Source organism: Roseateles sp. 22389, from assembly GCF_052044995.1.
Taxonomy (GTDB): domain Bacteria; phylum Pseudomonadota; class Gammaproteobacteria; order Burkholderiales; family Burkholderiaceae_C; genus Roseateles.
In genome coordinates, this window is record NZ_JBQEOF010000004.1 from 293147 (window position 1) to 306661 (window position 13515).

Below are 13515 nucleotides of genomic sequence, written 5' to 3' on the forward strand. Positions count from 1 at the left end.
GCGATGTTGGCCGCCCTGCAGACCTTGATGGAAGTGGCCCGGGCCCAGGCCCGGGTCGACGTCCGGCTGAAGCTGGCGGTGTTCGTGCGTGGATCCCTGAGCCGGCAGGACATGGATCCCGACACCCTGTGGGAATTGCTGCGCGAGCAGCCCTTCGCCGCGCACCTGAACCGTTTCCGGCGGGGCGGTGAGACGCAGTGGCGGCTGCCTCCGGCCGGCGGCTCCGGCCGCATCTGGGCGCGCCGAGCGGGCGTCGATCCGGCGGCTTGCGTCGCCTTCGCGGGCGACGGCAAGCATGGCCGGACCGCGATGTCCCTGCAGATCGCCGACCTCGGGCCGGCGATGGGGATGGAGCGGGCCAGTCACCTGATCTTCGAATTCCCGGACGACGCGTCCAACCGGCAGATCGCCGAGGTGGCACGCTGGAGCCTGTCGCACCTGCCGGTGCTGTGGGGCACGGCGGGCTGGTGCTTCGACGTCGTGGAGGGCTCGGCCTACATGGCGGCGCGCCACGTCGTGGCGCTGGCGCGCCGGTGCTGGGCGATCCAGATCCTGGAGCCCGCGATCCTGCAGTGGGATGCGCTGCGCGGGCTGCCCGGCGTCAACTGGCTGACGCTGGTCGGCGATGGCTTCGCGGCGGCGCATGGCATCGATCCGGCGGCCCTGGCCGGGTTGGCCGGTGCCGAGGTGTTCGTCCATCGCGGACGCGATGCCACCATGCTGGCGGCTGGCGCGGCACCGCTGCGCGGCGACATCCATGCCGACGAATCCCTGGCGCCGCTGGTGACCGTGGCGCAGGCGCTGAAACCGGCGCTACTGGCCAACTGCTCGCCGATGTACGGCCAGTTGGCCGACGAGGACGTCATGAACGCCTGGTTACAGCGTTTCATCGAGCCCCAGGCCTGGCTCCGCGTGGACGTCGACGGATAGAGGGCCTGCAGCGGCTGCGCGGCTCTGCCACAGCGTCCTCGTGACTTTCGTTCATTGCCCCCGATCCCCGTGACACGGAGGATGCGGGGTGGGCGGCGATCCTCGCCGCGGCGAGGCGTTCGATGTCACGATCAGAAGGTAATCCCCGCTCGGCCAAGCCGGGCAGCGCGCCGGCGGCTCCCGCCGACGATCCCACGCTCGATCCTGACGCGACCCGCATCGTGCCGGCGCCGCTGCCGGCCGGTGCCGCGCCGCTGGAGCGCATGCCGCCGGACACTGCCGCCAACCGCGTCGCGCCCACCGCCGAGCCGCCCCACCATGACGACGGTCCCGAGACCGTCCAGCACGAGCGCGACGTCAGCTTCATCGACCCGACCTTCCCCGACACCTTCTCGATGCGCGCCGGCCGCAAGCCCGCGGACATCCCCGTCGACACCGACCACACCGTGATCGCGCCCGCGGCGCTGCTGATGCCGCGCGAGTCGGCCGAGCCCGCCGCCTCCGCGTCCACGTCGGCGCCCAATCCATCGCCCACCGTGGCGCCCAGCCCGTCCCCCGTGGCGACCGCCCCCGCGGCGCCCCTTGCCAGCGCGCCCGCCGCCGCTCCGATCGATCCTCCCGCCGCCCCGGCCACCCCAGCCGCCACCATTTCCGTGAACGACAACGAAACCGTCATCGTGCCCGCCGGGGCGCTGCCTCCCGTGGCCAAGCCGGCGCCCACCCCAGCGCCCAAGCCCGTCGAAGCCATCGCCGCGACCGGCAACGAGACGGTGATCGCGCCGGCGGCCAGCCTGGCGGCCGTCGGAGCCCCGGCCGCCAAGGCGCCCACCGCGCCGCCGGTGGCCACGCCCGCCGCGCCCGCCGTTCCGCCCGCACAGGAGGCGGGCGATTCCGAGTTCCACGCATCCGAGTTCGCCGAGACCGTGCTCGATCCGGACGCCGTCGCGGCGGTGGCCGCCATGCGCGCGCTGCCGCCCGAACCCACGCCGGTGGGGCGTCCGTCCACCGGCACGCTGCCCGGCGGCGCGCTGGCCGCCGCCAAGGCCAGCGCCGACGCGCCGGTGCGCCAGGTCGGCCGCTTCCAGGTGCTGGACCGCATCGGCCGAGGCGGCATGGCCAGCGTGTTCAAGGCCCACGACCCGGGCATCGGCCGCGACGTGGCCATCAAGTTCCTGCATGCCTCGCTGTGCGAGGACGACGAGTACCGCGCCCGCTTCCTGCGCGAGGCGCGCGCCTCTGGCGGCCTGTCGCATCCCAACATCGTCACCGTGCACGACGTGGGCGAGGTCGACGGCCGCCCTTACATGGCGATGGAGCTGCTCGACGGCGAGCCGCTGGCCGACCTGCTCGAGCCTGGCCAGCCGCTGGCCATCCGCGACACCGTGGTGATGGCCATCCAGCTGGCGCGCGCGCTGGACTACGCGCACAAGCGCGGCATCGTCCACCGCGACATCAAGCCGGGCAACATCGCCCGGGTGCGCGGCACGCTGGACATCAAGGTGATGGACTTCGGCATCGCCCACATGGAGTCGACGAAAGGGGAGCAGCGCACCCGCGTCGGCGACGTGCTGGGCACGCCGCAGTACATGGCGCCCGAGCAGATGAACGGCGAGAAGATCGACGGCCGCTCGGACCTGTTCTCGGTCGGCATCGTGCTGTACCAGATGCTCACCGGCGTGCGCCCGTTCACCGGCGACAGCGTGGTCAACCTGGCGCTCAAGATCGCCAAGGACGACCCGACCCCGCTGAACAAGCTGCGGCCGGAGATTCCCGCGTCGCTGCGCCGGGTCGTCGACCGCTGCCTGGCCAAGGCGCCCGACAACCGCTTCCAGACCGGCGCCGAACTCGCTGACGCGCTGGTCAAGGTGCTCAACGAGATCGACGAGGAAGCGCGCAACAAGAACCGCTCCAAGCTGATCCCGCTGCGGGTGAAGTGGGCCGCGATGATGGCCGGCATCGTCGCCATCGTGATGGCGGTCAGCGGCTCCATCATCAGCCAGCGCCAGAACGCGGCGCTGATGCAGCAGGTGGCCGACTACGGCACCGCGCTGTCGCGCTTCATCGCCGCGCAGAACGCCACCGCCGCGCTGGGCGAGGACTGGGTGTCGGTGGACGTGTCGCTGCAGGAGATCATGAAGACGCGCGACTTCGAGAGCGTCACCGTGATCGATCGCGCCGGCGTGGTGGCCGCGTCCAGCCAGCCCGACGCGGTCGGCAAGCCCTACCAGGCGCCGCCCGGCGAGCTGCTGGGCGAGCAGGGCGGCGTCAAGCGCACGCGGTATCACGCCGCGGGCGGCGCGGCGGTGCTGGGCTTCGACTCGCCGATCACCTTCCAGGACAAGACCGTGGGCCGCGTCGCCCTGGGCCTGCCGGAGCGCCCGCTGGAGAGCGTGGCGCGGCTGTCGCGCACGCTGATGGCGGTGCTGGCGGTGACGACGGTGCTGGCGGTGGCGATCGCGATGTTCTTCGTCGCCAACTGGTTCTCGCGGCCGATCAAGCTGGTCGTGGAGGCGCTGGACGAGATCGGCCGCGGCCGCGTCGACTTCCGCATCCGCGAGCAGCGCAAGGACGAGTTCGGGCTGCTCTACGCCGCCTTCGACCGCATGGCGCAGGCGCTGCAGGACAAGCAGGCGCTGGCGGCGTCGGCCGCCAAGGCGGAGGCGCCGACGACGATCGGCCGGCGTTCCGGGCTGCGTGGTGCCGCGATCGCGCCGGCGGCCGAGACGCCCGCCGCGGCAGCGGCCGTGCAGGCCGCCGCGCCCGTGACCGGCCAGGCCGCCGCGCCGTCCGACGAACAGACCCAGCCCGCGCCGCCGGTGCCGGCCGGGCCGGACGCTGCCGATGCGCCGAAGCAGCCCTGAGCGTCGCCCGATGAGCGTGAAAGGATTCCCCCCGATGAATGGCCCTCACCCCAACCCTCTCCCGCCAGCGGGAGAGGGGGCCGGACCGTCCGCGTTTCGCTTGGCCTCCCTCTTTCCCCCTCTCTTTCCCCCTCTCCCGCTTGCGGGAGAGGGCAGGGGTGAGGGCCAGCGGCCGATGCAGTCCGCCATCGCCGCTCCCTCGCCAGCGAGTGAGAAAGCCGCATCGCCGATGCGTCGCTCGACCCCTCTCTTTCCCCCTCTCCCGCTTGCGGGAGAGGGCAGGGGTGAGGGCCGGCGGCCGATGCAGTCCGCCATCGCCGCGGTCCTCGCCGCGCTGGCCCTGACCGCCTGCGTCACCACTCCCACCGGCACGCCGCCGCTGAACGAGCCGGCGCCGACCCCGCCCCCCGCCGCGGCTGCGGCCCACGGCGAGGTCATCGCCCGCAACGACCGGCTGCTGATCTACGTCCCCGTCGCCGGCGAATCCCTGCGCGGCATCGCCGCCCGGCTGCTGGGCAGCGAGGACCGCGACTGGCAGATCAGCGAGGCCAACGCCGGCGCCACCAAGGCCGATCCCGGCCAGCCGCTGATCGTGCCGCTCAAGCCGATGAACCCGGTGGGCGTGCGCGCCGGCAGCTTCCAGACCGTCCCCATCCTCTGCTACCACCGCCTGGGCACGACCGGCGGCAAGATGGCCGTGTCCCCGGCCAGCTTCGCCGCCCAGATGGAATGGCTGGCGAAGAACGACTACCGCGTCGTCAAGCTCTCGCAGCTGACCGGCTACCTCGAGGGCAAGGAGCCGCTGCCGCCCAAGGCGGTGGTCGTCACCTTCGACGACGGCTACGAGTCGGTCTACAAGTTCGCCTACCCGGTGCTGCGCAAGCTGGGCCTGCCCGCGACGATGTTCGTCTACACCGATTTCGTCGGCGCCGGCGGCGACGCGGTCAGCTGGCCGCAGCTGGCGGAGATGCAGGCCTCGGGGCTGATGGACATCCAGGCCCATTCGAAGTCGCACCGCAACCTGATCGAGCGCACCGCCGGCGAGAACGACGAGCGCTACAAGCGCAACCTCGACAGCGAGACCGCCGGCCCGCGCGACCTGATCGAGCAGAAGCTCAACACCAAGGACCAGGTGCGCCATTACGCCTACCCCTACGGCGACGCCAACGAACTGGTGCTGGAGACGCTGACGCGTCAGAAGTACACGCTGGCGGTGACCGTCAACCCGGGCGGCAACGCCTTCTACGCGCAGCCGCTGATGCTGCGCCGCACGATGATCTTCGGCGACCACGACCTCGAGGCCTTCAAGGCCCGGCTGCAGACCAGCCGCCGCATTGGACAGACGCCATGAGGGCCGCGCTCGCAGTCCTCCTGGCCGCCGCCGCGCTGGCGGCCTGCAGCAGCGGCCCGAGCGGCGCGCTGCGCGGCGGAGAAGGCGTGGCCGGCTCGCCCCCCACGGCCTTCGAGCAGGCGCAGGTGTCGCGCGCGCAGGAGCAGGTGAAGGACGGCCAGCTGGCCGAGGCCGCCTGGACCTGGGAAGCGCTGACCGTCCTGCGGCCCGACAACGCCAGCTACCGCGACAGCCTGGCCGCGACGCGGCAACTGATCGACAGCGGCGTGAGCGAGCGGCTCGAGAAAGCCAGGGCGGCGCAAAAGCGCGGCGACCTGGACGGCGCGAGCACGTCCTACCTGGGCGTGCTGGCGCTGCAGCCGGACAACGAGGCCGCCGCCGACGCGTTGCGCGGCCTGGAGAAGGAACGCAACCAGAAGAGCTACCTGGGCAAGCCGACGCGGCTGACGCTGCGCAAGGCGAGCCCGCCGGTGGCGGCCAAGCCGGCCGCCAAGGCGCAGGCGGCGGGCGCGTCGGGCAAGGATGCGGCCCCGGCCGCGGCGTCGGCCGGGCCGGACCGCAACGAACTGGAGCACATCGCGATGCTGGCCGCGCAGGGCGAGCTCGACGAGCCGATCCGGCTGCTCGAGCGCCGCGCGCCGCAGGACCGCAACGATCCCTCGGCCAAGCGGCTGCTGGCCGACCTCTACGTGCGCAAGGCCGAGAAGATCTCGACGATCGACAAGTCCGGCGCGGTGATGCTGCTGCAGAAGTGCCTGCGCGTGGATCCGAAGAATGCGCGCGCGACCGCGCTGATGCGCCAGCTCATCGACGAGTCGGCCGCCAAGGCCCCCGCCGCGGCGGGACCTGCCGCGGCGGCGAAGAACAAGGTCGACAAGCGCTAGTCGCGGGCATCGGCGTTGGCCGACGGCCGCCGCCGAAGGCCGCCGCAGATGGTCGCCCGCGCCCCGACGCCTAGAACGTCACCGTGACCGAGGGCGCGCTGCGCTGCGCCTCGCCATGGAAAACGGCCTCGATGTTGTTGCCGTCCGGGTCCAGCACGAAGGCGGCGTAGTAGCCCGGGTGATAGGGCCGCTCGCCGGGCGCGCCGTTGTCGGTGCCGCCGTTGGCCAGCGCGGTCTTGTGGAAGGCGTCGACCGCCGCGCGGTCGCGGGCCTGGAAGGCCAGATGATGCCGCCCGGTCAACTGGCCCTGCGCCGCATCGCTGCTCGCGGTCGACACGAACAGCTCGTCGGCCCAGAAATAGTCGTCGCCCGATCCGCCGATCGGCACGCCCAGCGGCGGCAGGACCGCCTCGTAGAAGCGGCGGCTCGCGGCCAGGTCGCGCACGACGAGCTGCAGGTGGTCGATCAGGCGTCCGCGGTGCAGTTGCTGGACTTCCATGGAGGCTCCTTGAAGTGGGTCGGCATCAAGCCGGTCGGGGCAAACCGCGTTCTTATCCCCGCGACGCACCGGTGCCATTCGTTTTCGCGCCGAGGGCCGGCCGCGCCCCAGGAGTGCGGGACAAGGACGATGCGCCTGCCAGGGACCTCGGCGTCCGGCTCAGATCACGCCCGGTCCGCCACGCCGTCGGCGGTTCCGGCGCCGGAGCCCGCGACCCGGGCGATGCTGACGCTCGGCGGCCTGCTCCTGCTGCTGCGCCAGCGGCGGAGCAGGGGACCGGACACGGTCTTCTCCAGCACCCCCGCCAGCAGCACGCAGGCCGCCACCGCCGGCGCGTAGACCACGAAGGTCCAGGCCTGCGACGCGCCCATCACGGCGCGATACAGCGCCACCGTGCCGAGCACGACCAGCATGTGGCTCAGGTAGAGCTCATAGCTGAGCGCGCCCATGCGGGCGAGCCATCGCCCGCCACGGCGGGGCTCCGGTGGATGCGCGACCGCGGCGATCAGCAGCGCGGCGGTGCCGACGCACAGGACGTACATGCCGCCCTTGAAGAGATGGCGGTGGACGAGCTCGCCCCAGCCGATCACCAGCAGCAGGCCGACGCCGCCCAGCACCGCGAGCAGGCGAGCCTCGCGCGCGCCCGGCCGCCAGTGCCGCGCGAGCAGCGCCGCCAGCACGCCCCAGGCGATCGCCGACATGCCGGGCAGGTAGGCCTTCTCCCACCAGACCTCGTCGCTCGTCGGGACCAGCGACCTCAGCGGCACCAGGGCGAGCGCCAGCGCCACCAGCGCCGCCACCAGCAGCGGCCGGGGCAGCGCCAGGCACAGCAGCGGGAAGCCGACGTAGAAGACCTCCTCGATCGACAGCGACCACAGCACGTCCCAGGCCGCCGGCGCCCAGCCGGTGCGGCCTTCATACCAGTTGAAGGTGAAGCTCAGCGCCGAGCCCAGCAGGCCGGCCAGCGACTGCCGCTCGCCCGGCGCGAAACCCGGCACGCCCAGCAGGGCCAGGGTCGACAGCAACGCCAGCATCACCAGCAGCAGCGGCAGGATGCGCGTGGCGCGGGCGCGGTAGAAGGCGCGCAGGTCGACCCGGCGCAGGTCGCCATCGCGCGCCAGCAGGCGGGTCGTGATCAGGAAGCCCGAGATCACGAAGAAGATGAACACCGCCTCGTAGCCGTTGAAGCTGATCGCGTCGATCAGGCGCTTGGGCAGCCAGGCTCCGGCCAGGCTGGGCGCCAGCGGCAGGCGGAAGGGCAGGGCCAGGTGGTGGACCACCACCAGCAGGATGGCCACGCCACGCAGGCAGTCGATGGCGAAGTTGCGCGGCGTGGTGTCGGTCATGCGGAGCAGCGGCACCAGGCCGCCGAGAAGGATGGCGGCGCGGATGTTAGCGGCGCCTGGCGTCGGCGCGGCCGCTCATGGGAGTGACGGGCGTTACGTCGTCGAGCCGCGGGGTGGTAGCACGATCGGACGAATGCGGCGCGGTGTGGTCGGTCCGGCGTCCAGCATGTCGCGCACCCGCCCGTCGGCCTGCGCGACCAGCGGCTCGATCAGCGCGGCCTCCGGCAGGTTGGCCCAGTAACGGCGCGGCATCTCGCGGGTCATCATGGCCAGCTTCAGCCGCGCCGGATTGAAGATGCTGCGGTAGTAGGTCAGCCACAGCGCCGCGCCGGCGTCCGGCGGCGGCGCCGTCTCCCGCCGCGCCCCCGGGCCGGCGCACAGCCGGACGCCGTCCCAGTGCATCGAGACGCGCGGCGACAGGATGGTCCAGCGCAGGTTGGCGAAGCGCCGCGCGAAGAAGGGCGAGGCGGCCTCGAGCACGTGGTGCTCGGGCTCGAACCAGGCGACCAGGCGTTCGCCGTCGGTGTCCTCGACCGGGACGAAGCGCACGAAGGCATGGGTCTTGTGGATCTCGTGCCGCACCTCGCGCGCGAGCCGCTCCGCGTGGCGGCGGTCCTCGTCGAAACGGTCGTGCCAGCGCGCGGGATCGGTCCTCAGGCGCGACAGCAGGCGATGCAGGAGTTCGAAGCGGCGCGGCTCGCGATGCAGCAGGGCGGAATGGCACAGCGACAGGAACGAGGCCGGCACCGTGAATGCGGCGCTCGCGGCGCGCGCCTCCGACGTGGTCCTTCGCGACCGGTCGTCGATGGACTCGGCGGCGCTGGCGGCGCCGGCGGCGCCAGCAGTATCCGCATCGCCGTCCTCCGCGGTCGACCAGAGGTCGCCGCCGTCCTCGCCGGTGGTCCACTCGACGGTCTCCGGCGCCACGCCGTCCAGCACCAGGCGCCGGGCGGCGAGTCGGAAGCCGTCGAAGTCGACGGGTCCATCGAGCCGCACGCGGATCATCCGAACAGCCCCAGCTGTGCCGGAGCGGCCGCGACAACGCCCCCGACCACGCCCGTGCCCGCGTCGACGTGCGCTGCGCCACTGGCGCGTGTGGCGGCCGGCAGCGCCGCGCCGGGACGATGACCGTCGACGATGACGAACGGCAACACGCGGCGCACCGGCAGCTTCATGTGACGCAGGTCCTCGGCCCGCACCCGGCGCAGCCGACGGGCGGCGATCAGCCGGTCGACCGATCCGACGCCCAGGCCGGGCACCCGCAGCAGCAGTTCCCGCGGCGCCTGGTTGAGGTCGACCGGGAAGCGCTCCGGATGCGCGAGCGCCCAGGCGTGCTTGGGATCGACGTCCAGCCGCAGCAGCCCGGTGCCGTCGTCGACGATCTCCTCGTGGTCGAAGCCGTAGAAGCGCATCAGCCAGTCGGCCTGGTAGAGGCGGTGCTCGCGCACCAGCGGCGGCGCCTTCAGCGGCAGGGCCCGCGCGGCATCGGGGATGGGGCTGAACGCCGAGTAATAGACGCGCCGCATGCGAAAGCGCCCGTAGAGCGCGGCGCTGCTGCGCAGAATGCTGCAGTCGTCGCTGTCGTCGGCGCCGACGATCATCTGCGTGCTCTGGCCCGCCGGGGCGAATCGGGGCGGCCGCGCGGGGCGCGGCGCGGCGCCCGGGATCACGCGGATCGGCGCCTCGCCGGCTGTCGTGCCGGTTGTCGCGCCAGTGGACCCGACGGTTGACCCGACCGACAACCCACCGGTCGATCCGCCGGTTGATCCCCCCGCTGACGCCCGCGCCTCGCGGGCCTCGTCGATGTGCAGCCTCAGCCGGCCCATCGAGCGGTGGATCGCGCTCGTGTCCTTCTCGGGCGCGAGCTGCTTCAGGCCAGCCTCGGTGGGCATCTCGACGTTGATGCTGAGCCGGTCGGCATACCGGCCGGCCCGGCGCAGCAGCTCGTCGCTGGCATCCGGGATGGTCTTGAGGTGGATGTAGCCGCGGAAGTCATGCACCTCGCGCAGCGTCTGCGCCACCCGCACCACCTGTTCCATGGTGTGGTCGGGGCTCTTGATGATCCCGCTGCTGAGGAACAGGCCCTCGATGGTGTTGCGGCGGTAGAAGTCCAGCGTCAGCCGCACGACCTCCTCGACGCTGAAGCGCGCCCGCGCCACGTTGCTCGACGACCGGTTGACGCAGTACAGGCAGTCGTACTGGCAATGGTTGGTCAGCAGGATCTTGAGCAGCGAGATGCAGCGGCCGTCGGGCGCGTAGCTGTGGCAGATGCCCATGCCTTCCGTCGAGCCGATGCCGGCGCCGCCGACGGAATCGCGCCGGTCGGTGCCGCTGGATGCGCAGGAGGCGTCGTACTTGGCGGCGTCGGCCAGGATGGCGAGCTTGCGGTCGAGGTCCATGGGGCGCGCGGGAATGACAAACAACTGTATGAATATACAGTAATTGAGTCATCCAGCTCTCGCCTCACCGGCCGCCTGCGAGGGGATTCCGCCGGCGAGCGCCCATGCAAAAGAGGCGCACGCGGCGCCTCTTCCTTGGGGTGTCCGACGCCGTCGCAGCGGCGCGGTGTCACTTCAGCTGGTCGGCCTTGGCCTTCAGCGTGACGGCCTTCTGGCGTTCCAGCTTGGCCAGCTCGTTGTCCGGGTCGAGCTGCAGCACCGTGTCCCAGCCGCGGATCGCGCCGGCCAGGTCCTGCTTGGCGAAGGCGGTGCGCGCGTTCAGCGTGGCCCGGGCGATCTGCTTCTTGCGCAGCGCCTCGATGCGGGCGGCGGCGCCGGGATGATCGGCGGCCTCGGCGCGGCGGAACTCCTCCAGCGCCTTGTCCATGCGGCCGGCGCGCTCGTGCGCATCACCGGCACGCATGGCCTTCTCGCCGGGCGACAGCTCGGCCACGGGCGGCGGCGCGGGCGGGGCGGCGGGCGCCGGAGCGGCGGCCACGGTCGCGGGCGGCGCGGCCGGCGCGGCGGCCTTCGGATCGGGGCGCGCCGAGGGGCGCGGATACAGCGGACCCGCCGGCGGCTTGCCGGGGATGCGCAGCACCTGGCCGCCGGCGACCTGGCGCGGCACGCGGATGTCGTTGTAGCGGGCCAGGATGTAGAAGGCGTAGATGTCGCCCATGAAGCGGCCGGCGATCCGCGACAGGGTGTCGCTGGACTGCACCGTGTACGCGAAGGACTCGCGGCCCAGCAGCGCCACCGGGTCGGCGGTGATCTGCTTCATGAGGCTGTTGGCCAGCTTGTTGCCGGGATCCAGCTGCAGCGCGCGATGCAACTCGGCGCGGGCCTGGTCTTCCTGGCCGGCTTCCAGCAATTCGATCGACTGCATCGCGGTCTTCTGCGCCAGGGCCTGCTCGGCGGGCGTCGGCGGGACCGGCTCCGGCGGCGGGGGCGGCGGAGGCGGCGCCGTCACCACCGGTTCGGGCGGCGGCGGCGCGGGCGCGGGCGTCTGGCAGGCCGCCAGGGCCAGGCTCAGCAGCAGCACCGAGACGGCCGACAGGGCGGATGGCGCACCACCTCGCAGCGCGGCGGCAATCGAGGGGGAGGCGGTCGGGGCGTCGGGACGGAAAGTGGTCGACATCGGCATCACGTCGGGATTCGAGCGGGGTGGAGTATGAAACAGCGACAAGCCCCCCGCAGGTGACTTTCGTTCATTGAAGCAGGACCTTTGTCACGCAAACATCCGATGCCAGTCTCTCGAGGTCCCAAAGGCAGCATCATGACCCTCACCCTGCGCGCGGTGTCGCTCAACGACCTGCCCCTGACGCAGCCCATCACCGCGCGCTTCGACGCCACCGGGGGAACCATCGGTCGCGCCGACCACAACACCATGGCGCTGCCCGACCCGGAGCGCCACATCTCCCGCCAGCAGGCCGAGATCAGCGCCGACGCCGGCGGTTTCGTGATCCGCAACGTCGGCAGCGCCAATCCGATCACCGTCGCCGGGCAGCCGGTCGCCCAGGGTCAGGCCGTGCCATTGCGCCATCTGGACCAGGTCCGCATCGGCGGCTACCTGCTGGAAGTGCAAAACGAGGCCGGCGACGACAACGGCGCCACCGTGATCCGCCGGGCGCCGGACCTGGCGCGCCCGGTCACGCCGGCGCCGATGCCGAAGCCCATGCCGATCCCGGCACCGCCGACCCCGCTGGGCGGCGCGACCTCGGCGCCCGCCGCGCTGTCCAGTTCCAACCCGTTCGCCGACCTGTTCGGCGGCGCGCCGACCCCGGCCGACCTGTTCGCCGCGACGCCGGCCCCGGCGCCGCATCTCTCGCCGTTCGCGGCCCCGCCAGCCGCGCCGACGCCCGCGCCGGCCGGACCGATGCTGCTGCCGGACGACTTCGATCCCTTCGCCGCGCCACCGCCGTCGCGCCAGGCGTCCGCCACGAGCGCCACCAGCGCCGCCGGACCGGCCGCCTTCGACCCCTTCGGCGGTCTGGACCTGGCGCCGCCGCCCACGCCCGTCGTGCCGCCGGCGGCCTCGAACGACCTGGGCTTCGGCGGTGCCTTCGCCGACCTGGTCCCGGGCGACAACAACCGCTCGCTGGACGACCTGTTCGGCTTGCAGGCCCCGGGCGCGGATCCGCTGGCCGGCTTCATGGCTGGCGCGGCGCCGCGTGCCGACACCGGCGCGCGCGACGGCCTGCCGTCGGATCCGCTGGCGCTCTTCGGCGCCGCGGCGCCGGCCGCCAACACCGAGCCGCAGACGCCCGCGCTGCCGGACCACACGCCGGCGCTGCACTCGTCCTTCCGTCCGCCGGAGGTCCGCGGGCCGGCGCCGGCGCCGCTGCCTCCGCCAGTTCCACCGGTGGCCGTGATGCCGCCGCCGGTCATGCCGCCCGCCGCGGTCATGCCGCCTCCAGTGATGCCGCCCCCGGTGACGCAGCCGCCTCCGCCGCCGGCCGTGGCGCCGCCGCCGACCTTCGCCCGGCCGCAGCCGGCGGCGTCGGCGACCGCCGCGCCCGGTCCAGCGGCCGACACCGCCGCGCTCTGGCAGGCCTTCTGCGAAGGCGCCGGCGTGCGCATGGCCGCGCCGCCGCAAGGCCTGAACGCCGACCTGATGCGCGTCATCGGCCAGTTGCTGAATGCCTCGGTCGACGGCGCGCTGCGCATGATGGCGGTGCGCGCGGCCACGAAGCACGAGCTGCGCGCGCAGGTCACGGTGATCCGCTCGCGCGACAACAACCCGCTGAAGTTCTCGCCCGACGCGCAGTCGGCGCTCGAGCAGCTGCTGCAGCCGCCGGTGCGCGGCTTCCTGCCCGGCCCGGCGGCGATGCAGGACGCGATGCGCGACCTGGTCGGCCACACCATCGGCACGATGGCCGGCACCCGCGCCGCGCTGGAGGGCGTGCTGACGCGCTTCCAGCCCTCGGCGCTGGAGGCCAAGCTGACCAGCCGCTCGGTGCTGGACAGCGTGCTGGCGATGAACCGCAAGGCCAAGCTCTGGGAGCTCTACCTGCAGCATTTCGAATCCATCCGCGACGAGGCGCAGGAGGACTTCCACACCCTGTTCGGCAAGGCCTTCCTGGAGGCCTACGAAGACCAGCTCGAGCGCCTGAGCCAGCACGGCCAGGGCCCGGCGCCGGTCGCGCCGCACGCACAACCACAGCAGAGCGGGGCCTGAGCCCCGCCGATCGTCCTACACGTCGTTC

Annotated in this window: 10 protein-coding genes; 5 read left to right on the top strand and 5 right to left on the bottom strand. The window is 72.8% G+C overall.

Going from position 1 to position 13515, the window contains the following annotated elements:
* Window positions 1-3 precede the first annotated feature (3 nt).
* The 4 genes from ACTJKJ_RS08165 to ACTJKJ_RS08180 all read left to right on the top strand — a co-directional run bounded on the left by ACTJKJ_RS08165 (window position 4) and on the right by ACTJKJ_RS08180 (window position 6026).
* A complete protein-coding gene (locus ACTJKJ_RS08165) occupies window positions 4-930 on the top strand; it encodes a type VI immunity family protein (protein ID WP_091724469.1) in 927 nt (308 codons plus the stop codon).
* Between the two features lie 122 nt (window positions 931-1052).
* On the top strand, window positions 1053-3791 hold the full coding sequence (locus ACTJKJ_RS08170; RefSeq protein ID WP_440820107.1) for a protein kinase domain-containing protein: 2739 nt from the start codon (window positions 1053-1055) through the stop codon (window positions 3789-3791).
* Between the two features lie 301 nt (window positions 3792-4092).
* Window positions 4093-5142 carry a polysaccharide deacetylase family protein gene (locus ACTJKJ_RS08175; RefSeq protein ID WP_343607787.1) on the top strand — a complete coding sequence of 350 codons (1050 nt, stop codon included), beginning with the start codon at window positions 4093-4095 and terminating at the stop codon, window positions 5140-5142.
* Window positions 5139-6026, top strand: coding sequence for a hypothetical protein (locus ACTJKJ_RS08180; RefSeq protein ID WP_440820108.1), 888 nt, complete (start codon window positions 5139-5141; stop codon window positions 6024-6026). The genes ACTJKJ_RS08175 and ACTJKJ_RS08180 overlap by 4 nt, the downstream gene beginning before the upstream one ends.
* 70 nt (window positions 6027-6096) lie before the next feature.
* On the opposite strand, the gene ACTJKJ_RS08185 is transcribed toward ACTJKJ_RS08180, so the two are convergent.
* The 5 genes from ACTJKJ_RS08185 to ACTJKJ_RS08205 all read right to left on the bottom strand — a co-directional run bounded on the left by ACTJKJ_RS08185 (window position 6097) and on the right by ACTJKJ_RS08205 (window position 11447).
* Entirely contained in the window at window positions 6097-6525 is a 429-nt protein-coding gene (locus ACTJKJ_RS08185; protein WP_091724473.1) for a VOC family protein, read from the bottom strand.
* Between the two features lie 164 nt (window positions 6526-6689).
* On the bottom strand, window positions 6690-7871 hold the full coding sequence (locus ACTJKJ_RS08190) for an acyltransferase family protein (RefSeq protein WP_440820109.1): 1182 nt from the start codon (window positions 7869-7871) through the stop codon (window positions 6690-6692).
* 93 nt (window positions 7872-7964) lie between these two features.
* Window positions 7965-8876 carry a TIGR03915 family putative DNA repair protein gene (locus tag ACTJKJ_RS08195; RefSeq protein ID WP_440820110.1) on the bottom strand — a complete coding sequence of 304 codons (912 nt, stop codon included), beginning with the start codon at window positions 8874-8876 and terminating at the stop codon, window positions 7965-7967.
* On the bottom strand, window positions 8873-10270 hold the full coding sequence (locus tag ACTJKJ_RS08200) for a putative DNA modification/repair radical SAM protein (RefSeq protein WP_440820111.1): 1398 nt from the start codon (window positions 10268-10270) through the stop codon (window positions 8873-8875). The genes ACTJKJ_RS08195 and ACTJKJ_RS08200 overlap by 4 nt, the downstream gene beginning before the upstream one ends.
* Before the next feature lie 169 nt (window positions 10271-10439).
* The gene (locus ACTJKJ_RS08205) at window positions 10440-11447 is read right to left on the bottom strand and encodes a LysM peptidoglycan-binding domain-containing protein (RefSeq protein WP_440820112.1); all 1008 of its coding nucleotides are present in this window, start codon (window positions 11445-11447) and stop codon (window positions 10440-10442) included.
* A 138-nt stretch (window positions 11448-11585) separates the two neighbouring features.
* Between ACTJKJ_RS08205 and tagH the strand changes: the two genes are divergently transcribed.
* The gene (gene tagH, locus ACTJKJ_RS08210) at window positions 11586-13487 is read left to right on the top strand and encodes a type VI secretion system-associated FHA domain protein TagH (RefSeq protein ID WP_440820113.1); all 1902 of its coding nucleotides are present in this window, start codon (window positions 11586-11588) and stop codon (window positions 13485-13487) included.
* Window positions 13488-13515: the final 28 nt, after the last annotated feature.

Excerpts from the sequence above, each read along its gene's own strand:
- ACTJKJ_RS08165 (WP_091724469.1), top strand. The coding sequence starts at position 4 with ATGTTGGCCGCCCTGCAGACCTTGATGGAAGTGGCCCGGGCCCAGGCC.
- ACTJKJ_RS08170 (WP_440820107.1), top strand. The coding sequence starts at position 1,053 with ATGTCACGATCAGAAGGTAATCCCCGCTCGGCCAAGCCGGGCAGCGCG.
- ACTJKJ_RS08175 (WP_343607787.1), top strand. The coding sequence starts at position 4,093 with ATGCAGTCCGCCATCGCCGCGGTCCTCGCCGCGCTGGCCCTGACCGCC.
- ACTJKJ_RS08180 (WP_440820108.1), top strand. The coding sequence starts at position 5,139 with ATGAGGGCCGCGCTCGCAGTCCTCCTGGCCGCCGCCGCGCTGGCGGCC.
- ACTJKJ_RS08185 (WP_091724473.1), bottom strand. The coding sequence starts at position 6,525 with ATGGAAGTCCAGCAACTGCACCGCGGACGCCTGATCGACCACCTGCAG.
- ACTJKJ_RS08190 (WP_440820109.1), bottom strand. The coding sequence starts at position 7,871 with ATGACCGACACCACGCCGCGCAACTTCGCCATCGACTGCCTGCGTGGC.
- ACTJKJ_RS08195 (WP_440820110.1), bottom strand. The coding sequence starts at position 8,876 with ATGATCCGCGTGCGGCTCGATGGACCCGTCGACTTCGACGGCTTCCGA.
- ACTJKJ_RS08200 (WP_440820111.1), bottom strand. The coding sequence starts at position 10,270 with ATGGACCTCGACCGCAAGCTCGCCATCCTGGCCGACGCCGCCAAGTAC.
- ACTJKJ_RS08205 (WP_440820112.1), bottom strand. The coding sequence starts at position 11,447 with ATGTCGACCACTTTCCGTCCCGACGCCCCGACCGCCTCCCCCTCGATT.
- tagH (WP_440820113.1), top strand. The coding sequence starts at position 11,586 with ATGACCCTCACCCTGCGCGCGGTGTCGCTCAACGACCTGCCCCTGACG.